The 21,192-nt window shown below is 67.3% G+C and carries 20 protein-coding genes; 12 read left to right on the top strand and 8 right to left on the bottom strand.

The window, feature by feature from the left end; genetic code table 11:
- The first annotated feature begins 41 nt into the window (after positions 1–41).
- The 7 genes from hscB (at position 42) to FURADRAFT_RS02655 (ending at position 5,254) form a co-directional block, all read left to right on the top strand.
- Complete coding sequence (gene hscB, locus FURADRAFT_RS02685; protein ID WP_008952564.1) at positions 42–575, top strand: Fe-S protein assembly co-chaperone HscB; 534 nt, start codon at positions 42–44, stop codon at positions 573–575.
- Positions 576–620: 45 nt separating this feature from the next.
- Positions 621–2,480 (top strand): Fe-S protein assembly chaperone HscA, encoded by a 1,860-nt coding sequence (hscA, locus tag FURADRAFT_RS02680; protein ID WP_008952563.1) that lies wholly within the window; start codon positions 621–623, stop codon positions 2,478–2,480.
- Positions 2,481–2,489: 9 nt separating this feature from the next.
- Complete coding sequence (gene fdx, locus FURADRAFT_RS02675; RefSeq protein WP_008952562.1) at positions 2,490–2,831, top strand: ISC system 2Fe-2S type ferredoxin; 342 nt, start codon at positions 2,490–2,492, stop codon at positions 2,829–2,831.
- Between the two features lie 183 nt (positions 2,832–3,014).
- Entirely contained in the window at positions 3,015–3,209 is a 195-nt protein-coding gene (gene iscX, locus FURADRAFT_RS02670) for a Fe-S cluster assembly protein IscX (protein ID WP_008952561.1), read from the top strand.
- A 215-nt stretch (positions 3,210–3,424) separates the two neighbouring features.
- On the top strand, positions 3,425–4,078 hold the full coding sequence (locus FURADRAFT_RS02665) for a glutathione S-transferase family protein (protein WP_008952560.1): 654 nt from the start codon (positions 3,425–3,427) through the stop codon (positions 4,076–4,078).
- Between the two features lie 109 nt (positions 4,079–4,187).
- Positions 4,188–4,814 carry a uridine kinase gene (gene udk, locus FURADRAFT_RS02660; protein WP_008952559.1) on the top strand — a complete coding sequence of 209 codons (627 nt, stop codon included), beginning with the start codon at positions 4,188–4,190 and terminating at the stop codon, positions 4,812–4,814.
- Positions 4,815–4,846: 32 nt separating this feature from the next.
- Positions 4,847–5,254, top strand: a complete 408-nt coding sequence (locus tag FURADRAFT_RS02655) for a DUF2799 domain-containing protein (RefSeq protein ID WP_008952558.1) — start codon at positions 4,847–4,849, stop codon at positions 5,252–5,254.
- A 48-nt stretch (positions 5,255–5,302) separates the two neighbouring features.
- Here the strand turns inward: FURADRAFT_RS02655 and FURADRAFT_RS02650 are convergent, their stop codons facing one another.
- A complete protein-coding gene (locus tag FURADRAFT_RS02650) occupies positions 5,303–5,758 on the bottom strand; it encodes an Lrp/AsnC family transcriptional regulator (protein WP_008952557.1) in 456 nt (151 codons plus the stop codon).
- A 134-nt stretch (positions 5,759–5,892) separates the two neighbouring features.
- Between FURADRAFT_RS02650 and FURADRAFT_RS02645 the strand changes: the two genes are divergently transcribed.
- Positions 5,893–6,528 (top strand): LysE family translocator, encoded by a 636-nt coding sequence (locus tag FURADRAFT_RS02645; protein ID WP_008952556.1) that lies wholly within the window; start codon positions 5,893–5,895, stop codon positions 6,526–6,528.
- A gap of 269 nt (positions 6,529–6,797) precedes the next feature.
- Positions 6,798–7,508: an alanyl-tRNA editing protein gene (locus FURADRAFT_RS02640; protein ID WP_008952555.1), complete on the top strand. Its 711-nt coding sequence runs from the start codon at positions 6,798–6,800 to the stop codon at positions 7,506–7,508.
- A gap of 67 nt (positions 7,509–7,575) precedes the next feature.
- On the opposite strand, the gene FURADRAFT_RS02635 is transcribed toward FURADRAFT_RS02640, so the two are convergent.
- Positions 7,576–8,163, bottom strand: coding sequence for an RBBP9/YdeN family alpha/beta hydrolase (locus FURADRAFT_RS02635; protein ID WP_008952554.1), 588 nt, complete (start codon positions 8,161–8,163; stop codon positions 7,576–7,578).
- Positions 8,164–8,578: 415 nt separating this feature from the next.
- Between FURADRAFT_RS02635 and FURADRAFT_RS02630 the strand changes: the two genes are divergently transcribed.
- Positions 8,579–9,253, top strand: coding sequence for an outer membrane beta-barrel protein (locus FURADRAFT_RS02630; RefSeq protein ID WP_008952553.1), 675 nt, complete (start codon positions 8,579–8,581; stop codon positions 9,251–9,253).
- A gap of 58 nt (positions 9,254–9,311) precedes the next feature.
- Here FURADRAFT_RS02630 and FURADRAFT_RS02625 read toward each other — a convergent pair whose 3' ends face one another.
- Genes FURADRAFT_RS02625 through mltA form a run of 3 tightly spaced genes read right to left on the bottom strand, consistent with a single transcriptional unit; the run spans position 9,312 to position 14,803 of the window.
- Entirely contained in the window at positions 9,312–12,434 is a 3,123-nt protein-coding gene (locus FURADRAFT_RS02625) for an efflux RND transporter permease subunit (RefSeq protein ID WP_008952552.1), read from the bottom strand.
- A gap of 10 nt (positions 12,435–12,444) precedes the next feature.
- Positions 12,445–13,542 carry an efflux RND transporter periplasmic adaptor subunit gene (locus FURADRAFT_RS02620; RefSeq protein WP_008952551.1) on the bottom strand — a complete coding sequence of 366 codons (1,098 nt, stop codon included), beginning with the start codon at positions 13,540–13,542 and terminating at the stop codon, positions 12,445–12,447.
- A gap of 13 nt (positions 13,543–13,555) precedes the next feature.
- Positions 13,556–14,803 (bottom strand): murein transglycosylase A, encoded by a 1,248-nt coding sequence (gene mltA, locus FURADRAFT_RS02615; RefSeq protein WP_008952550.1) that lies wholly within the window; start codon positions 14,801–14,803, stop codon positions 13,556–13,558.
- 310 nt (positions 14,804–15,113) lie between these two features.
- Here mltA and FURADRAFT_RS02610 point away from each other — a divergent pair, with 310 nt between their 5' ends.
- Positions 15,114–16,703, top strand: a complete 1,590-nt coding sequence (locus FURADRAFT_RS02610) for a methyl-accepting chemotaxis protein (protein ID WP_008952549.1) — start codon at positions 15,114–15,116, stop codon at positions 16,701–16,703.
- 206 nt (positions 16,704–16,909) lie between these two features.
- Here FURADRAFT_RS02610 and FURADRAFT_RS02605 read toward each other — a convergent pair whose 3' ends face one another.
- From FURADRAFT_RS02605 to FURADRAFT_RS02595, 3 genes are all read right to left on the bottom strand, one after another.
- A complete protein-coding gene (locus FURADRAFT_RS02605; protein WP_008952548.1) occupies positions 16,910–17,563 on the bottom strand; it encodes a response regulator transcription factor in 654 nt (217 codons plus the stop codon).
- Between the two features lie 106 nt (positions 17,564–17,669).
- The gene (locus tag FURADRAFT_RS02600; RefSeq protein ID WP_008952547.1) at positions 17,670–17,990 is read right to left on the bottom strand and encodes a c-type cytochrome; all 321 of its coding nucleotides are present in this window, start codon (positions 17,988–17,990) and stop codon (positions 17,670–17,672) included.
- 51 nt (positions 17,991–18,041) lie between these two features.
- Complete coding sequence (locus FURADRAFT_RS02595; protein ID WP_081455925.1) at positions 18,042–19,802, bottom strand: PQQ-dependent methanol/ethanol family dehydrogenase; 1,761 nt, start codon at positions 19,800–19,802, stop codon at positions 18,042–18,044.
- Between the two features lie 209 nt (positions 19,803–20,011).
- On the opposite strand from FURADRAFT_RS02595, the gene FURADRAFT_RS02590 reads away from it, so the two are divergent.
- Entirely contained in the window at positions 20,012–21,181 is a 1,170-nt protein-coding gene (locus FURADRAFT_RS02590) for an ABC transporter substrate-binding protein (protein WP_008952545.1), read from the top strand.
- The last annotated feature ends 11 nt before the right edge of the window (positions 21,182–21,192 follow it).

Raw genomic sequence — 21,192 nt, 5'->3', positions numbered from 1 at the left:
TCGGTTTTGTCTGAAAAGCAGGGCGCTGTTTGCGAGATGCCATGAACTTCGACTTCAAGCAGGACCATTTCAGCCTGTTCGGGTTGCCGCGCCGCTTCGCGCTGGACGCGGGCCAGCTCGATAGCGCTTGGCGCACCGTGGCGGCGCAGGTCCATCCCGACCGTTACGCCAGCGCCGGCGACGCCGAGAAGCGCGCCGCCCTGATGATGGCGACACACGCCAACGAAGCCTACCGCACCCTGAAATCGCCGCTGGCGCGAGCACGCTACCTGCTGCTGCTGACCGGTGTCGACACCCGGGAAGACACCAATACCAGCATGCCGGCCGATTTCCTGATGGCGCAGATGGAATGGCGCGAAGCGATCGGCGAGGCCAAGGACGACCACGACGTGGAAGCGCTGGAGAAGCTGGCGCGCGAACTGCATCGCGACGCCGCCGCCCTGCAACAGCAGCTCGGTGTGGCGCTGGACGACGCCGGCGATCTGGACGGTGCCGCTGTCCTGGTTAGAAAATTGCGCTTTCTGGAAAAACTCGAACAGGAAATCGGCGACGCCATCGAAAGCCTGCTGTTCTGACCCCACAGGTTGGCCGAAGCCGCCTCTACAACACGATTGACCACCATGGCCCTCTTGCAAATTGCCGAACCCGGCCTCTCCGCCGCACCCCATCAACACCGCCTCGCCGTCGGCATCGACCTCGGCACCACCAACTCGCTGGTGGCCACCGTGCGCAGCGGCGCGGCCGGCGTGCTGCCGGATGAGCACGGCCGCAGCCTGCTGCCCTCGGTGGTGCGCTATCTCGACGGCGGCGACGTGGCGGTGGGCTTTACCGCGCAGGCCGAGCAGAGCCGCGACCCGCACAACACCATAGTGTCGGTGAAACGCTTCATGGGACGCGGCCTGGCCGACATCAGCGAAGCCGCCGCCCAGCCCTACCGCTTCGTCGACGCGCCCGGCATGGTGCAGCTGATCACCCGCGCCGGCCCGAAGAGCCCGGTGGAGATCTCCGCCGACATCCTGCGCGCGCTCAAGCAACGCGCCGAAGATTCGCTCGGCGGCGAACTGGTGGGCGCGGTGATCACCGTACCGGCCTACTTCGACGACGCCCAGCGCCAGGCCACCAAGGACGCCGCCCGCCTGGCCGGACTTAACGTGCTGCGCCTGTTGAACGAACCGACCGCCGCCGCCATCGCCTACGGTCTCGACAATGGCTCGGAAGGCATTTACGTGGTATACGACCTGGGTGGAGGCACCTTCGACGTCTCCATCCTGAAACTGACCCAGGGCGTGTTCGAGGTACTCTCCACCAGCGGCGACTCGGCACTCGGCGGCGACGATTTCGATCACCGCGTGTACTGCTGGACCCTGGCCCAGGCCGGCCTGTCCGGCCTCAATGCGCACGATTCGCGCCTCTTGCTGACCTGCGCGCGCGAAGCCAAGGAAGCGCTCACCGAGCACGCCAGCACCCGGCTGACCGCGCTCCTGTCCGACGGCCAGGCCATCGACCTGACGCTCGACCAGGACACCTTCCGCGACATCACCAAGACCCTGGTCGACAAGACCCTGCTGCCGGTGCGCAAGGCGCTGCGCGACGCCCGCATCGGCGTCGACGACGTCAAGGGCGTGGTGATGGTGGGCGGCGCCACGCGCATGCCGCACATCCAGAAGGCGGTGGGCGACCTGTTCGGCCAGACCCCGCTCACCAACCTCGACCCGGACAAGGTGGTGGCGCTGGGCGCCGCGATGCAGGCCAACGTGCTGGCCGGCAACAAGCAGGACGACGACTGGCTCTTGCTCGACGTGATCCCGCTGTCGCTCGGCATCGAGACCATGGGCGGGCTCACCGAGAAGATCATTCCGCGCAACAGCACGCTGCCGATCGCGCGCGCCCAGGAATTCACCACCTTCAAGGACGGCCAGACCGCGATGTCGATCCACGTGCTGCAGGGCGAGCGCGAACTGGTGAGCGACTGCCGTTCGCTGGCGCAGTTCGTGCTGCGCGGCATTCCGCCGATGGTGGCGGGGGCGGCGCGCATCCGCATCACCTTCCAGGTGGACGCCGACGGCCTGTTGGCGGTGTCGGCACGCGAACTGACCTCGGGGGTGGAAGCCCACATCGAGGTCAAGCCGTCCTACGGCCTGTCCGACGAGGACATCACGCGCATGCTGACCGACTCGCTGGCGCACGTGCAGGACGACATCGAGGCGCGCAAACTGCGCGAAGCCATCGTCGACGCCGAAAGCCTGGTCGACGCCACCCGCGCCGCCATCGCCGCCGACGGCGACCTGCTCAGCGCTGACGAGCTGGCCGGCATCGAGGCCGGCCTCGGCACGGTGGCCGACGCCATCGCCGGCAACCGCACCGTGGCGATCAACGAAGCCGCCCACCAGCTCAACCGTCTCACCGAAACCTTTGCCGCCCGCCGCATGGACCGCAACGTACAGCGCGCGCTCAAGGGTCACAACATCGCCGAATTGTAAGGATCACCCATGCCAAGAATCATCGTGCTGCCCCACGTCGACCTGTGCCCGGAAGGCGCCGTGATCGAGGATGCCGAGAGCGGTAAGAGCATCTGCGACGTGCTGCTCGAGAACCACATCGAAATCGAGCATGCCTGCGAAATGTCCTGTGCCTGCACCACCTGCCACGTGGTGGTGCGCGAGGGCATGGGGTCGCTGAACGAGGCTGACGAGCTGGAAGAAGACATGCTGGACAAGGCGTGGGGGCTCGAAGCCAACTCGCGCCTGTCGTGCCAGGCCATCGTCAGTGACGAGGACCTGGTGGTGGAGATTCCGCGCTATACCATCAACCTCGCCCGCGAGAACCACTGAACGCTTGTGAATAAATCTGCTGCGCGTCCCTGATCGGGGCTCATGCGCACTGCGTGCGAATCTATCGCTCAGCGATCAGGAATCCTCATGTGCTCCAGTACATTCCGGTTTCTGCGCTGCTCTTCACCCCGCTGAGGGTCGCGCGCAACGATTTCTTTTACAAGCTCTGAGGAGAGCCGAACCATGAAATGGACCGACATCCACGACATCGCCATCGAACTGGCCGATGCCCACCCCGAGGTGGACCCGACCGCGATCCGCTTCACCGACCTGCACAACTGGGTGGTCGAGCTGCCGGAGTTTGACGATGACCATCAGCGCGGCGGCGAGAAGGTGCTGGAAGCGATCCAGCAAGCCTGGATCGACGAAGTGGCCTGATAGCTTGTGAATACATCCGCTGCGCTCCCCGATCCCAGTCCTGTCATGCTCGCCGTACCGCTTGTACGGCGGCGCTTCTCGCACTGGCCTCATGGCGCGGCGATGACCGCCGGGAATCCCTGTGGGACGATTTCGTTCACCAGCCCTGAACTTTCCCCAAACGCCCTGCCTTGCCGCGGGGCGTTTTTGTTTCCACAATGAGGAGTGCACCTGTCATGAAAGAGACTCCCATGTTCACCCTGGTCATCGGCAACAAAAACTCCTCCTCCTGGTCGCTACGCCCCTGGCTGGTGCTGAAGATGCTGGACGAGCCGTTCAATGAACAGCTGATTCCCTTGTTTCAGCCCGATACCAAGAGTCGCATCCTGGCCGCCAACCCGTCCGGCAAGGTCCCGGTGCTGCTGGACGGCAAATTGCGGGTATGGGATTCGCTGGCGATCTGCGAATATCTGGCCGAATGCTTCCCGGCGGCCCAGCTGTGGCCGCAGGACCTTGCCGAGCGCGCCCTGGCCCGCTCGGTCGCCGCCGAGATGCACTCCGGCTTTGCCGCGTTGCGCCAGCACCTGCCGATGGACATCGTTGCGCGCCACTGCGGTTTCGTCGTGCCCGAGGAGGCGGCGGCCGACATTCGCCGCATCGTCGAGCTGTGGGAGGAATTGCTGCACCGTCACCAGGACAACGGGCCGTTCCTGTTCGGCCATTTCACCATTGCCGACGCCATGTACGCCCCGGTGGTGACACGCTTTGTCAGCTACGACGTGGAGTTGCCGGCACGCTCCCAAGCCTACGCCGACCACATCCTGGAGCTGCCGGCGATGCAGCAATGGTACGACGATGCCGAAGCGGAAGTAGGAACACCTCTCGCCTGACGCCGCCCCTGCTCCGTCCGCCGGGACCTCGCCAGCGGCGGTATCCGGCCGTGACCGCATGCCTCGCAGGCTCTAGAATGGCGCGTGTTTGCCCGACGGTACGCCCGCCATGACCCCAGCCCCACCTCCCCCTTTCATCATCGGCATTGCCGGCGGCAGCGGCAGCGGCAAAAGCACCGTGACGCGCCGCCTGGTCGAGGCCATCGGTCGCGAGCACGTGGCCCTGCTGGTGCAGGACAACTACTACCGCGACCAGCCGCAGCTCTCGGCAGAGCAGCGCGGCCAGACCAACTACGACCATCCCGACGCGTTCGACTGGATGCTGCTGCGCGCGCATCTCACCACGCTGGAGCAGGGCCGCCCGGTCGCCATGCCGCACTACGACTTCGCCAGCCATCGCCGCGCCGAGCGCAGCCAGGCTGTCGCCGCGGCACCGGTGATCGTGCTGGAGGGCATCCTGGCCTTGCACGACGCCGTACTGCGCGAGTGCATGGCACTCAAGCTGTTCGTCGATACCGAGGACGACATCCGTTTCATCCGCCGTCTGGAACGCGACATCGCCGAGCGCGGTCGAACCCTGCAGCAGGTCGTCGCGCAGTACCTGACCACGGTGCGGCCGATGCATCGGCAGTTCGTCGAGCCGACCCGGCGCTTTGCCGACGTCATTCTGCCGCACGGTGCCAACGACCCGGCACTCGAACTGATCGCCGCGCGCGTCGCTGCGGTGCGATGCTGAGCCGCCACGGTTCCCGGATTCTGGAGAAAGCGATGCCCCGTTACCTGTTGCTTGCGCTGACGGTCCTGCTCGCCGGTTGCGCCACGCTCAACGAGCAGGAATGCCGCAGCAAACCCGCCTCCGAGCTGGGACGGGAAGACGGCCGCCAGGGCTACGGACTGTGGCGGCTGGACAAGCACGTCGAGGCCTGCGCCCGCTTCGGCCTCGGCATCGACCGCCAGGCCTACCTGGCGGCCCGCGAGCAAGGCTTGCGCGAGTACTGCACGCCGGACAACGGCGAGCGCGTCGGGCGACGAGGCGAGCGCTACGAGAACGTCTGCCCGGCGGAGCTGGAAGGCGCTTTCCTCAAACGCTACTACCCGGCCTACCTGGAGTACCGCCTGGATTACCGCGACGATTTCTGGCCGGGCTTCCCCTGGCACCGCCATCCGCGCTGGTGAGACCCGCGCATCGGCCTGGCGCCATGCCCGTGACGCGCCGCCCCCGGCTCAGGTGCCATCCGGTGTGCAGGGCTGGATCGCGCGCGGCGGGATCGGTACCGACAGCACGATCGAGGTGCGCGTCTCGCCGAAGTGGTTGATGCGGCCGATGAAGGCCTCGAGGTGGCGGGTGTCGCGCGTCACCACCTTGATGATGTAGGAGTCGCTGCCGGTGACGTGGCAGCATTCCAGCACCTCCGGCGCGGCGCGCAGCGTGTCGAGCAGGCGGTTCTTGTAGGGTTGGGCGCAGTTGATGCCGATCAGCGCGGAGAGTCCGTAACCGACCTGCTGCGGCGCCACGTCGGCGTGGTAGCCGGTGATCACGCCAGCCTCTTCCAGGCGCTTGACGCGCTCGGTGACCGCCGGCACCGACAGCGCGACGCGGCGCGCCAGCTCGGTCAGGGTGAGTCGGGCATCCTGCTGCAGGGCCTCGAGAATGGCCCAGTTTTTCCGGTCCAGTTCCATGACGATTTTCTCCCCCTTTTCATTTTAGCCTTATATTTTCAGGCAGCCATTGCTAACTTCCTGTGTTTCGCCATGTTAGCGCGGCACTGCCGCGGGCACACTGAGGCGTAGTGAAAACCAGGGAGGAGACCAGCATGGAGAGCAGTTTGGGCTTGGCCGCCAAGGCGGTGCTGATGGGGCTGGCGATTGCCGCCCCGGTGGGGCCGATCGGCCTGCTGTGCATCCAGCGCACCTTGCAGCACGGCCGACTGGCGGGCTTCGTCAGCGGGCTGGGCGCGGCCTGCGCCGACGGGCTGTACGGCGCGCTGGGTGCCTTCGGCCTCGCCGTGCTGTCGGCTTATCTGAACGGTCTGCAGCAGTGGCTGAGCCTGCCCGGCGCGGTGTTCTTGGGCTGGCTCGGCTGGCGCACCTTGCAAAGCGGAGCGGCCACCACCAGCGCCGCCGCGCTGCCGGGAGGGCGGCTGCCACGGCTGTTCCTCTCCACCTTCGCGCTGACGCTCGCCAACCCGATGACCATCGTCGCCTTCAGCGGGGTGTTCGCGGCGTTGGCGGCAAGCCGCAGCGCGCTGTCGGCGACGGACGCCTGGAGCATGATCGCCGGAGTCTTTACCGGCTCGGCACTGTGGTGGGGGCTGCTGGCCATGGTTACGGGTCGGCTCGGAGAGCGGCTCGGCACGCCGCAGCGGCGCTTGATCAGCCGGCTGGCCGGGGTCTTGCTGCTCGGCATGGCGGCGTGGCAGCTGCTGCGCTGGCTGGGCGGGTTGCGCTGAACTGTATGGCCGAAAACGGCGGCGAGTGTGTCTTGCCAATGTGCTGCACCGTCCCCACTCTTCTTGAGAACCTGTTTACGATCTGCTGCGCGTCGGCGATACCGCGTTAAACACGTCTTCGGAATGCTCATTTACCCCTTGTAAACTCCGCTTCCCCAGCCGTTTTTGCCTTGTCGCGCTCTAGCTCGCGAGATCATAAACAGGTTCTGAGAACGGGTTCCCTGGAGTTTGGCTGCCGGGAACATCCTCACAGGACAACAGGAGAGATCATGCAGGAAGCCTTCTACCGCGACCCTTACCAGACCCGGCTGGAGACCCGGGTACGCCGCCACGACGAACAGGGCGTGGTGCTGGAAGAGACACTGTGCTACCCGCTGGGCGGCGGCCAGCCGGGCGACTGCGCCACGCTGAGCACGACGGACGGAATGGTGCTGACGGTGCAGGACACGCGCCGCGACAAGGCCACGCGCGACATCGTGCACCTGGTGGCGGCCGATGCCCCAAGGTTGGCCGAAGGCACCCCGGTGACGCTGGAGCTGGACTGGTCACGGCGCCACCGCCACATGCGCGTGCATACCTGCCTGCACCTGCTGTCGGTGGTGATCAAGGCCGGCGTCACCGGCGGCAACCTGACCACCGAGTCGGGCCGGCTCGACTTCGACCTGCCGGAAGGCATGGTGCTGGATCGTGACGAGATCGAACGCGAGCTGAACCGGCTGATCGCCGAGGACCGCGCGGTGAAGGTGGTGATGACCTCGGGCGAGGCGCTCAAGGCGCAGCCGGAGCTGATCAAGACCATGTCGGTCACGCCCCCGCTGGAACTGCCGGAGATCCGCCTGATCGAGGTCGATGGCGTCGACCTGCAACCGTGTGGCGGCACCCACGTGGCCCGCACCGGCGAGATCGGCCCGGTCGTGGTCAAGAAGATCGAGAGCAAGGGGGCACGCAACAAGCGTGTGGTGGTGGCGCTGGCGGAGTGAAGCACCCAGCCCGCCGCGAGGGCGGCCAGACGGCGCCGTCCACGCCGTTAGCTGGAACCCTCCCGGCTCAGGCCTGCCGCCGTTGAGCCCCGCCGCACTGCCGGGCACTCACGGCGTCCAGCAAGGCGTCGAGCTCGGCCAGCCCCTCCTCCCACTGGTGATGGCCGGATGCCACGTTGATGTGGCCGCCATGGCGCAGCCACACCAGCGGCGCCTGCCACAGGCTGGCGAGGCGCGCCGAGCGCAGCGGCAGGCAGAACGGATCGCTGTCACTGGCGACGATGCGCGCGGCAAACGGCAGCGGTGCCACGGGCAACGGCGCAAAGGGTAGCAGTGCCGGCGGGGCGCTGGCGCGTTCGACGTCCGCCGGGGCCACCAGCAACGCACCGGCCAGCTTGTGCGGGTGGCGCCGGGCGTAGTGGGCGACGGTGACGCAGCCCAGGCTGTGCGCGATCACCACCACCGGGCGGCGGCTCGCCTCGACGGCGCGGTCGAGCCCGTCCAGCCAGTCTTCCAGCCGCGGCGTGTTCCACTCCTCATTGTCGACGCGGCGCGCGCCGAGGCTGTGCTGCCAGTGGCTTTGCCAGTGCTCGGGAGCGGAGTTGTTCCAGCCGGGCTGGATGATGAAGTCGAAGTCGGCGTAGTCGTGGCGCATGGTGCGGGCCCGAGGAGGAAAGGCGATGAGGCGACTATATCGCAGCTTCTATATTTCTAAAAATAATGAATATTTGTTTTTTAATAACAAATTAAAATTTAAACATCCAGCCATCTCCACTCCTGCCTGCAGGCCGACGGGCCATCGCCCCCGGTGGCTCCCACAACACATTGGGCATAACTCTGCGCCGGAAAGCGTCTGCGACACACAGCGAAACTTCCGGCAAAACCCCGACGGAGCAGGACAGTCGCCATCTTGCACGATGCCATTCAGGGAAAAATCAGTTAAAAGAAAAATCGAGGTGATTTTTAAGCATAATCGTCTAACTTACAGAGGGTGTTGCGCGCCCACCCCCCATCCGTAGCCCACAGCGCCACCACGTCATCGCTAACCAAGTTGAACGAAAGAGATAACCATGAAGCCGAAAAACCTTATCCCGGCCTTCTCTTTACTGGGGATTACGCTGCTGTCGGTACCGGCGGCACATGCCGCGGATGCGGCAGCAACAGGATGGTATGGGGGGATCAGCGTCGGGCAATCGAAAGCCCAGGACTTTAGCGCCAGTGATTTTGACTCCACCCTCGCCCAAGGCGGACTGACGGCAAGCGGCACCTCGGTGGACGACACCGACACGGGCTGGAAGCTGTTCGCCGGCTACCAGTTCAACCGGTATTTCGCAGTGGAAGGCGGTTATCTTGACCTCGGCCGCTTCGATGCCCACACCACGGTGACGGCGGTCGATGGCTCCCCCATTACCCCGACTTCGGTCGACGCCAGCGTGAAGGTGAAGGATGGGCTGTTCATCGACGCGGTCGGCATCCTGCCGATCACCGAACAGTTCTCGGCATTCGGCAAGCTCGGCGTCTACAGTCTGAAGACCGAAATCTCGGCCTCGGCAGGAGGTCGTTCGGCCAGCGACAGCGCGCGTAACAGCGATCTGACCTATGGTCTCGGGGTGAACTACGCCTTCACCAAGGAATTGGCGCTGCGCGCGGAATGGGAGCGCTTCCACAAGGTTGGCGACTCCGACAAGACCGGCCAATCCGATGTCGATCTGCTGTCGCTCGGGCTGACCTACCGCTTCTACTGAGCCCCTCGGGCGTAAAAAGGCCGGGCTTGACCCGGCCTTTTTACGCCAATGCCCTGTGTTACGACACCCGCTCCACCTTCCCGCTGCGCTTGCCGCCCATAAGCCGCCGCACCCGCTCGCGCAGGCCGTCGAGGTAGGTGTACACCACCGGCAGCACCAGCAGCGTCAGCAGCGTCGAGGTCACCATGCCGCCGATGATGGCGTGCGCCATCGGCGCGCGCGATTCCGAGCCCTCCCCCGCGCCCAGCGCCAGGGGCAGCATGCCGCAGATCATCGCCAGGCTGGTCATCATGATCGGGCGCAGCCGCACCCGCCCGGCCTCGACGATGGCGTCCTCGCGCGCCATGCCCTCGCGCCGCGACTGGTTGATGAAGTCGACCAGCAGGATGCCGTTCTTGGCGGCGAGCCCCATCAGCATCACGATGCCGATCACCGAGAACATGTTGAGCGTGGAGCCGAAGGCGAGCAGGCCAAGGAACACGCCGACGAAGGCCAGCGGCAGCGCCACCATGATCGACAGCGGCAGCGAGAAGCTGCGGAACTGCGCCACCAGGATCATGTAGATGAAGATCACCCCCATCGCCAGCGCCTGCACCGCGAAGCCCAGCGATTCCTGCATGTCCTGGCGCTCGCCCTGCTGCGCCAGCGTCACCCCCGGCGGCAGCTTGAGCGACGCCGTGAGCTTGCCGATGTCGGCAAACACCGAGCCGGTGTCGCGGCCGGACACGTTGGCGGTCAGCGTCACCTCGCGCAGCAGGTCGACGCGGTCGATCTGGCGCGGGCTCTCGGCGTTGCGGGTGGCGGAGACGGTGGAGAGCGGCACCATCGGCTTGTGCCCTTGGGCATCGGCGGGGCCGGCCACGGTCAGCACGTCGAGCAGGCCCTCGCGGCGCTGCTCCTTCGGCACCTGCAGGCGCACGTCGTAATTCTCGCCGTCCGGCGCCTCCCAGGTGGTGACGACGTTGCCGGCCAAGAGCGTGGACAGGCTCTCGCCGACGGCGGCGAGGTCGATGCCGAGGCTGGCGGCGGCGTCGCGCCGTACTTCGACGTTGAGCGCCGGGTCGGCCTCGCTCAGGCTGGACTCGATGTCGCTGACGCCGGGAATGGCGACGAGCCGGCGTTGCAGGTCGGCCGCGGCCTGCTCGAGCTGGGCGAGGTCGCTGCCGCGCAGGCCGATGTTGACCGGCTTGCCGCCACCGCCCTTCTTGCCCAGTTCCTCGATCGACAGGATCTGCACCCCGGCGAGCCGGCCGCTCTCGCGCCGCGCCCCGTCCATCAGCGCGAACAGGTCGCGCTGACGCTGCTTCTTGCTGCCGACGTTGACGATGAGCCGCCCCTCGTTCTTGCTGGCCCCGAAGCGGCCGCCGCCGACGGTGATGTTGACCGACCTCACCTCGGGCAGGCGGCGCAGCGTGCTCTCCAGTTCGCGCGCCTTGCCCTCGGTGTAGGCCAGCGAGGAGCCGGGGGCGGTCTTGAAGCTCAGCGCAAACTCGCCCTTGTCCTCGCGCGGCAGGAATTCGCCGCCGATCACCGGCACCAGCGCGAAGCTGCCGACGGTCAGCGCCAGCGCCGCCGCCAGCACCGTCTTGCGGTGACCCAGCGCCCAGCGGATCACCCCCACATAGCCTTCGGCCAACCTGTCGAGCGAGTTCTCGAAGCCGTCGAGCAGGCGCCCGAGCGGGCCCTTGTGGCGGACGCCGTGGTGGTGCGGGTCGTGCCAGAGCGAGGACAGCATCGGGTCGAGGGTGAAGCTGACCAGCATCGAGATCAGCACCGCCACGGTCACGGTCAGGCCGAATTCGTGGAAGAACTTGCCGATGATGCCACCCATGAAGCCGACCGGCAGGAACACCGCCACCACGGTCAGCGTGGTGGCGAGTACCGCCAGGCCGATCTCCTCGGTGCCCTGCAGCGCTGCCTGGAAATGGCCCTTGCCCATGTTGGCGTGGCGCACGATGTTCTCGCGCACCACGATGGCGTCGTCGATCAACAGCCCGATCGACAGCGACAGCGCCATCAGCGTCATCAGGTTGAGGGTGAAGCCCAGCGCCTGCACCGCGAACAGCGTGCCGATCAGCGACACCGGCAGGGTCAGCCCGGTGATCACCGTGCTGCGCCAGCTGCCGAGGAACAGGAACACGATCAGCACCGTCAGCGCCGCACCCTCGATCAGCGTGGCGCGCACGTCGGCCAGCGAATTCTTGACGTCCTGCGACTTGTCGTAGGTGTAGGTGACCACCGTGCCGGGCGGCATCTGGCCGCGCTCGGCGGCGATGACCCGCTTCACGCCGTCCGCCACCTCGACCACGTTGGCGCCGCGCGCGGCGCGGATTTCCAGCCCGACCGCGGGCTTGCCGTCGATCAGCGACACGCTGGAGGGTTCGGCCTCGGCATCGCTGACCTCGGCCACGTCGGCGAGCCGCACCGGGTTGCCGTTCTTCCAGGCCAGCGGCAGCGCGGCGAAGTCGGCCGGCGACTTGAGCTTGCCGGCCACCCGCACTGACAGCTCGCGGCTGCTGGTGCCGACGTCGCCGGCCGGGTAGTCCTGGTTGGCCTGGCGCAGCACCGCCGCCACCTCGGGCAGCGACAGCCCGGCTGCCTCGAGCCGGTAGGGGTCGAGGTCGATGCGCAGTTCGCGCTTGGCCCCGCCCACCAGCTTGGCCTCGCCGACGCCGGACACGGTCTGCAGCCGCTTCTTCAGCACGTTGTCGACCCAGGTGGTCAGGGTGCGCGGGCTGACCTCTGGCGAGCTCAGCGTGATCGACAGCAGGGGCTGGTCGTTGGGGTTGAACTGCGACACCGTCGGCGTGGAGATTTCGCGCCGGAAACGCCCCTGCACCGAGCCCACCCGGTCACGCACGTCCTGCACCGCGACGTTGGGATCGGTGGAGAGCTCGAACTCGACCACGATGGTGGAGCTGCCTTCGAAGGAATAGGAGCGGATGTGCTTGATGCCGCTGATGGTGTTGATCGCCTCTTCCAGCGGCCGGCTCACCTCGCTCTCCACCACCTCGGGCGAGGCGCCGCTGTAGGTGGTACTGACCACCGCCACCGGGAAGCGGATGTCGGGAAACTCCTCCACCGGCAGACGCCAGGCGGCGAACAGTCCCAGTACCAGCAGTGCCAGCATCAGCACCGTGGCGAAGTAGGGGTTGCGGATACTGACGCGGGTCAACCACATGGCGGCGTCCTCAGCGTGCGCCGGCGAGCGTCACCGCATCGCCCGGGTTGACGCCCAGCAGGTTGGCGGCCAGCAGCGTCTCGCCCGGCTTGACGCCGGCGACGGCGACGCGCCCGGCGCCCTCGGCCAGCAAGCGCACGCTGACCGGGCGCTTGACGATGCGACCGTGCTCCAGCAGCAGCACCCACGGCTTGCCGCCCAGATCGTGCAGCGCCGCGAGCGGCAGGCTGACGGCATCGTCGACCTCGTTGAGCACGATGCCGCCCTTGGCGAACTGGCCGGCGCTGAGCCGGCCGTCGCGGTTGGCCACGCGCAGGTAAACGGTGAAGCTGCGCGTGCCGCCCGCCGCGACCGGGTTGAGCCGCACCAATTCGGCGTCGAATTCTTCGGCCAACCCTTCGACGCTGAAACGGGCATGCTGGCCGACGTGCAGCTTGCCGACCAGCCGCGCCGGCACGCTGGCCGCCAGTTCCAGCACCGACAGGTCGGCGATGCGGAACAGCGGCGTATTGCGCTGCGCCAGCTCCCCCGGGTTGATGGCGCGCTGGTACACCACGCCGTCGATTGGTGCGCTGAGGCGGGTATCGCCCAGCGATTTGCGCGCGCGCGCCAGCTGCGCCTCCTGGGCTTTCAGCTCGCCGACGCGCACCTGGAAATCGCTCTCCACTTCCTCGAACGCCAGGCGCGAGATGAAGCCCCTATCGTACAGCTCGCGCTGCTTGTCGCGCTTGACGCGCGCCAAGCCCAGCCGTGCCCGGCTGTTGGCGAGTTGCGCCTCCTGCTCGGCCACGCTCTGCGCCAGCGTCTCGTTGTCGAGCCGCGCCAGCAACTGGCCGCGCCGCACCCGTTCGCCCTCGCGCACCGCCACCTCGCGCACCACCGCCTCCACCTCGGCGGCGACGGTGCTGCTGTCGAGCGCGTTGAGGGTGCCGGTGAAGGCCAGGGTGTCGGCCAGCGGTGCCACCTTGGCGACCAGCACGTCGCCCGCGGCCAGTTCGCGTGCCGGCGGCGCCTTGGTCCCCTCCTCCTTGGCGGCGGAGGACGAGGACTCGTTGCAGGCGGTCAGCGCCAGCAAGGACAGGATGAGGAGCAACGGGGTTGGTTTCATGGTCGGGTCCGGATCAGATGGCCTGGCTCGGCTTCATGCCCTTGGGCAGCAGGATCCACAGGCTGCCCGGCTGTTTCATGCGCCCGGCGTACATGCCGGCCTCGGTGCCGAAGCCCCAGAAGAAGTCGGCGCGGATCGGCCCGCGGATCGCCCCGCCGGTGTCCTGCGCGTGCACCAGCCGCACCAGCGGCTGGTTCGACAGCGGCCAGGTGGTGGACAGGTAGACCGGGGCACCGAGCGGGATGTAGCGCGGATCGACGGCGATGCTGTAGCCGTCGGTGAGCGGCACGCCCAGGGTGCCGAGCGGCCCGCCGTCGGCGTGCGCCAGCGGCTTGAAGAACACGTAGCTCGGGTTGACGTTGAACAGCTCCTGCTGGCGCCCCGGATGCGCCTTGATCCAGTCCTGGATGCCCTGCATCGAGGCGTCGGCCAGCGTCAGTTCGCCGCGGTCCACCAGCCAGCGGCCGATCGACTGGTAGGCGTAGCCGTTCTGCTCGGCGTAGCCGACGCGCAGGAAGCTGCCGTCCTCGAGCTGGATGCGGCCCGAGCCCTGCACCTGCAGGAAGAACAGCTCGACCGGGTTTTCCACCCAGGCCAGCACCGGGGCGCTGGCGACGCCCTGGCCCTGCTCGATCTCGGCGCGGGTGTAGTAGGGCCGCAGGCGCTGGCCCTCGAGGCGGCCGCGCAGCTTGTTGGTACGGCCGTCGCTGGGGAAGTCGGCCGGCCGCACCTCCACCTCCCCGGGACCGGCCACGGTCGCGCCGGCACGCAGCGTCAGCTTGTTGCCCGGCCCGCGCCGCGCCACCAGCACGCTCTTGGCGCGCTCGGCGGGCGGCACGTCCAGCGTCAAGAGATCGGCCGGCACGCCGTACAGCGGGTACGGGGTACGCGCCGTCTTGACGCGGCTGCCGTTGAGCAGCGGCTCGTAGTAGCCGGTGATGAGCCCGCTGTCGCGCTCGCCGTCGCGCAGCTTCCAGGCCTTGAAATGGGTTTCGAAGAAACGGCGCACCGCGGCGGCGTCGTTGGCCGGAACGGCGGCGGCGGTACGGCACACGCCGCTCCATTCCGGCTTTTTCGCCACCGCCTTGCAGCTTTGCTGCAACGCCGTCAGCGACTCGGCCGCGGCTTGCTGCTGCCACTGCGGCAGTTCGGCCACGCTGGCGGTTTCGAAACGAACCGAGGTATCCGCCGGGCGCGGCGCCACGGCGCACGCCGCCAGCAGCAGTACCGGCAACAACAGACTGAGTTTTCTGGAAATCACGCTTGCGACTCGATGAATGACGGCCGACCGCCACCTTAGCCGGGGCGGGCGGCTCGTAATAAAGGGAACACGTCGACCCCGATTGTAACCGTCCCGGGGCGCCATGAGCAGGAGGGAGGGTAGACCCGCGGCGGGGGCGGCGAGTTCAGGCCGCTGGCCGAGCGTCGTCCGGCGCGCCAAAACACGGCTTGCAGTACGGATAACTTCAGCTAGAACAGATGTTAGCAGCACCCATTCAATGCCATAAGAATAATTCGTTTGCCATGGCGCCGGTCCTCCGGCCGCCATTCCTTCCCTCCAAGGGGGCAGCATGCGCAAGAACCTTCCGGTCACCGAGCAGGAGTTGTTTCTCGACCCGCGCCGGCCGATCGTCACCAAGACCGATCTCAAGGGCCGCATCACCTACGCCAACCCCGCCTTCGTCGAGATCAGCGGTTTTGCCGAGGCGGAGCTGATCGGCCAGCCGCACAACGTGGTGCGCCACCCCGACATGCCGCCGGCGGCGTTCCAGGACCTGTGGGACACCATCAAGGACGGCCATCCCTGGCAGGGCCTGGTGAAGAACCGGGCCGAGGCCGGCGGCTTCTACTGGGTCGATGCCTACGTCACCCCGCTCACCGAGCACGGCCGGCACGTCGGCTACATGTCGGTGCGCGCGGCCCCGGCACGCGACAAGGTGAGTGAAGCCGAGCGGCTGTACCGCGAGATCAACGCCGGCCGCGCCACCTTTCCGGGCACCCGGCGCCAGCACCATGCCTCCTGGCTGACATGGCAGCTGGCGATCCTCGCCGCGACGGTGCTGCTGGGCGCGGCCTGCGCCTGGCCCGCCTCGCCCCTGCTGCGCGAGGGCGGGCTGTTGCTGGTGCTGCTGGCCAGCGGCACGGCGACGCTGCTGCTGCAGCAACGGGTACGGGCCACGCTGCGGCGCGCCGACGCGGCGCTGACCGATTTCGGCGAAGGCAACTTCAAGGCCCCGATCGCCGAGCAGGGGCCGCGTGAGTGCGCCGTGCTGCTGCAGCGTCTGGAAACCACCCGCATCAACCTGCGCGCCATCCTCGCCGACGTGGTGTCGGCCACCGAGCGCATCGGCCAGGACGCCCAGCGCATCGGCGAGCAGGCCGAGACGCTACGCGCGCGCGCCAAGGACGAGAGCAATGACATCGCCCAGGTGGCCGCCGCGCTGGAGCAGCTCACCGTCTCGGTCAACGAGATCGCCGATTCCATCCGCCTCGGCTCCGAGCACGCTGCCACCGCGCGCCAGTTGGTCCAGGCGGGCAACGAGCGCATGCAGCACTCGCTGCAACGCACCGACGACCTGCGCGGCGTCATCGCCCAGGCACGCGACACCATCGCCACCCTGCACGCGGCCGTGGCGCGCATCGGCTCGGTCACCGAGCTGATCCGGGACGTCGCCGACCAGACCAATATGCTGGCGCTCAACGCGGCGATCGAGGCGGCGCGGGCCGGCGAGCAGGGACGCGGCTTCGCCGTGGTGGCGGACGAGGTCAGAAAGTTGGCCGAACGCACCAGCAACAGCACCGCCGAGATCAGCGCCTCGATCGGTCAGGTGCAACTGCACGCCCACGGCGCCCTGTCCTCGATCGATAGCGCCAGCCAGGTCACCGGCCAGGCCAGCGCGCTGATCGGCGAGACCTCGGCCAGCCTGGGCCAGATCGAGCAGGCCAGCCTCGGTGTCGCCGACAGCGCCCGCGACATCGCGGCGATGCTGAACCAGCAGTCGCAGGCCTCCAACGAGGTGGCGCACAACATGGAGAAAGTCAGCGCCATCACCGAAAGCAACGCGCACAGCGTGGAACAGGCGGCGGACGCGGTGGGCAAGCTGTTTGACACCACCAAGGCGCTGAAGAGCCTGGTGGCGCATTTCGAGAAGTCGCTCTAAGAACCTGCTCGCGATCTGTCGCGAGCACCCCTCGGCGGGCTGAAGAGCAGCGCAGAAACCGGAATGTGCCAGAGTACATGAGGATTCCCGATCGCTAAGCGAATCCCTGCACGCAGGGCACATGGGCCCGGATCAAGGGTGCGCAGCAAGATCGGGAAGGGGTTCCAAGGGAATGGCACCGGCCAGAACGGTGCCGGCACGGCGCGTCACATGCGCAGCAAGGCGCCGACCTTGATCACCGCCTGGGTGCGGCTGGAGACCTTGAGCTTGCGCAGGATGGCCGAGACGTGGGCCTTGACGGTGCTCTCGGCGATGTTGAGTTCGATCGCCACCACCTTGTTCGACTTGCCGCCGACGATGTAGTCGAGCACGCAGCGCTCCTGCTTGGTCAGCAGCGCGAGGCGGCTGGCCAGGTCCTGCAACTGTTCGGGACTGCTGCCGGGCACCCCGGTGTCGCGGTCGGCCAGCGACGGCGGCAGGTAGATGTCGCCGCCCAGCACCGCGTTCACCGCCTCGGTCATGCTGTCGCGCGAGAAGGACTTGGGAATGAAGCCGGAGGCGCCCACCGACATCGCCGCCTCCACGGTGCTGTGGCGCTCGTCGGCCGAGACCACGATCACCGGCAGCGTCGGCGCCTGCTGGCGCAGCCGGGCGAGCCCGGCCAGGCCGTCCATGCCCGGCATGTTGATGTCGATCATCGCCAGCTCGATGGCCGGGTTGCGGCGCACCGCGTCGAGTGCCGCGTCGAGCGACTCGCACTCGACGATCTCGCTGCCCTCGCCCAACGCGGACGACACCACCAGTCGCATGGCCTCGCGAAACAGCGGATGGTCGTCCGCAATCAGCACCGTGGCTTCCATCTTGAACGGCTCCTGGAGCCCTCGGCCTTCCGCGCGGGGGCGGCGCGCGGCGTGGCGACGGGCTCGAAAACAAACCGGCGGGGCGTGACGCCCAGCCGGCTCGGAATCATTTCAGACTCAGAATCCATTCGACGATGTGATGGATATCCTCGTCTTTGAGCTGGGCTTGCGGTGGCATGCCGGCGCTGCCCCAGACACCGCTGCCCCCTTCCTTGACCTTGAGGGCCAGCTTGTCGGCTGCGCCCTTCTCGCCATCATAACGCTCGGCCACGTCCTTGTAAGCAGGACCGATCACTTTTCGCTGGACGCTGTGACAGGCGAAGCAGCCACTTTTCTTGGCCAGCGACTCCCCGGCGGAGGGCTCGGCCGAGGCCAGAGCGGGCAACAGGACCAGGCCCGCGACGACGATATGCAATGCTTTCAACATGATTCTCTCCTGCCGGCGGCACGCCAGGGCGCGCCGCCGGCGACTACTCGATTACTGGCTCAGCTTGAAGACCCACAGGCTGCCGCCCTGGGTGATGGTATTGATCTTCTTGGCCACTTCGCCGCCCCACAGCGGTACCGCGCCACCCCAGCCGGAGACGACGGCGACGTACTGCTGGCCGTCCATCTCCCAGGTGATCGGGCTGCCGACGATGCCGGAGCCGGTCTGGAACTTCCACAGCTCCTTGCCGGTTTGCGCATCGAACGCCTTGAGGAAGCCTTCCGGCGTGCCGGTGAACACCAGGTTGCCGGCGGTGGTCATCACGCCGCCCCACAGCGGAGCCGGGTTCTTGTATTCCCACTTGATCTTGCCGGTCTTGGGATCCATGGCGCGCAGCACGCCGATGTGGTCTTCATAGAGCGGCTTGATGGTGAAGCCGGCGCCGAGGTAGGCCGCGCCCTTCTTGTAGGTGATCGGCTCGTTCCAGATGTCCATGCCCCACTCGTTGCTGGGCACGTAGAACATCTCGGTATTCGGACTGTAGGCCATCGGCATCCAGTTCTTGCCGCCCAGGAAGGACGGTGCCGAGAACACCGGCTTGCCCTTGCCGTCGGCGCCCTGCGAGGCGGGGTCGAACGGGTTGCCCGGACGGCCTTCGTCGTTGTAGATCGGGCGCTTGGTCTTCAGGTCGAAGCCCTTGGCCCAGGTGATCTTGGAGACGAAGGGGTAGGCACCCAAGAGGTCGCCGTTGGTGCGGTCGGCCACGAAGAAGAAGCCGTTGCGGTCGGCCTTGGCGCCGGCCTTGATCACCTTGCCGTCCTTCTTCAGGTCGAACGGGATGAATTCGTTGACGCCGTCGAAGTCCCAGCCGTCGTGCGGAGTGGTCTGCAGGTGCCACTTGATCTCGCCGTTGTCGGGGTTGAGCGCCAGCGTCGAGGCGGTGTAGAGGTTGTCGCCCTTGCGCGTCCACGAGTTCCACGGCGCCGGGTTGCCGGTGCCCATGAAGATGGTGTCGGTTTCCGGATCGTAGGTGCCGCCGAGCCAGGTGGCGCCGCCGCCCTGCTTCCACTGATCGCCTTCCCAGGTGGCGTTCAGCTTGCCGGTCATGGTGCTTTCCTTGCCGTTGAGCGTGCCCATGTGGCCTTCGATCACCGGACGCGACCACACCAGCTCGCCGGTCAGCGCATCGCGCGCCTCGACCTTGCCGACGATGCCGAATTCGCCGCCGGAGACGCCGGTGATGAGCTTGCCCTTCACGACCATCGGCGCGGCGGTGTAGGAATAGCCTTCCTTGTATTCGCCAACTTTCTTGGTCCACACCACCTTGCCGGTGTGGCGGTCCAGCGCCACCAGGCGCGCATCCAGCGTGCCGAAGTAGACCAGGTCGCCGTAGATGGCCATGCCGCGGTTGATGACGTCACAGCACGGCATGATGCCGTCCGGCAGGCGGGCGTTGTATTCCCACAGTTTCTTGCCGGTACGAGCATCGACGGCGTAGGCGCGGGAATACGAGGCGGTGGTATAGATCACGCCGTCGTACACCAGCGGCTGGGCTTCCTGGCCGCGCTGCTTCTCGCCGCCAAAGGAAAAGCTCCAGGCCGGCACCAGCTTCTTCACCGTCTTGGCGTTGATCTGGGTGAGCGGACTGAAGCGCTGCGCCTGCGGGCCCATGCCGTAGGACACCACGTCCTGCGTGGTCTTGCTGTCGTTGAGGATGTCCTTGTCGCTGACAGCGGCCGTGGCGAGCGGCGCCAGCATGGCCGAAGCCAGCAAGGTGGAAAGGGTGGTCAGACGCCACGTGCGCGTCGGCATGCTGTTTCTCATCTGGCTCTCCGATTTTGTAGTGGTTGCCGGGTCTGAAAGCGCTCCGGTCCCCCTGAATTCTCGGCAGCACCTCCCTAATCGCCAATTCGACTTAAGTCGCAGAAACGCCCCCGGGGCATGCGACTTAAGTCGAATGGACGCCCGGCAACGGCCGGGCCAATCTTCAAGCACCCCTCCCACCCGTTGAAGAAACCGCCATGCCCGCGCTCCCCGTCCGCCTTGCGTTCTGTCTTGCCGCCGGCCTGCTGGCCCTGCCGGCGGCGGCCCAGACCACGATCCGCCTCACCTACCTGGAAGAGGCCCGCGTTGCGACCAATCCGCTGGCCAACATCGAACCGGTACCCGACGACCTGGGACGCGCCGGCGCCGAGCTGGCGATCAGCGACAACAACACCACCGGCAAATTCCTGCAGCAGCGCTTCGAGCTCGCGCGCATCGCGGTGCCGACCGGCGCCAGCGGCGCCGACATGCTGGCCAAGGTGCAAAAGAGCGGCGCCGGCTTCGTGGTGCTCAATGTCAGCGCCGGCGCCATCGACCGCCTGATGGCGCAGCCCGCCGCAGGGCGCTACCTGTGGTTCAACGCCGGCGCCCCGGACGACCGCCTGCGCCAGAACCAGTGCCGCGCCAACCTGCTGCACACGCTGCCGGGGCGCGCGATGCAGGCCGACGCCCTGGCGCAGTACCTGGCGACGCGGCGCTGGAACAAGTGGTTCCTGGTGAGCGGGCCGCGCCCGGAAGACCAGCTCTACGCCGCGGCGGTGCGCCGCGCCGCCAAGCGCTTTGGCGGCCGCATCGTCGGCGAGAAGGTGTGGAAGTACGGCCACGACGCGCGCCGCACCGCGCAGGGCGAGGTGCCGGTGTTCACCCAGGTGGGCGACTACGACGTGCTGATCGTGGCCGACGAGAGCGGCGACTTCGGCGACTACCTGTCTTACCGCACCTGGCTGCCGCGCCCGGTGGCCGGCACCCAGGGGCTGGTGGCCGGCGGCTGGCATGCCGCCGCCGAGCAGTGGGGCGCGGTGCAGTTGCAGAACCGTTTCCGCCAGCAGAGCCACCGCCCGATGCAGCCGGTCGATTACGCCGCCTGGGCGGCGGTGCGCAGCGTCGGCGAAGCGGCCAGCCGCACCGCCAGCGGCGAGACCGCCAAACTCTCCGCCTACATCCGCGGGCCTGAGTTCCAGCTCGCCGGCTTCAAGGGCCGCACCCTGTCGTATCGGCCGTGGAACGGCGAACTGCGCCAGCCGATGATGGTGGCGCAGCCGCGTTCCTTGGTGAGCCTGTCGCCGCAGGACGGCTTCCTGCACCCGCGCACCGACCTCGACACCCTGGGTTTCGACGCCCCGGAAGTGAAATGCCCGGGCCATTGAGCTGCCCCGCC

The sequence above is a fragment of the Pseudogulbenkiania ferrooxidans 2002 genome (assembly GCF_000174355.1).
Classification (GTDB): Bacteria; Pseudomonadota; Gammaproteobacteria; order Burkholderiales; family Chromobacteriaceae; genus Pseudogulbenkiania; species Pseudogulbenkiania ferrooxidans.
Note: the sequence above shows the minus strand (reverse complement) of the source record. Positions and strands in the feature narration are given on the sequence as shown.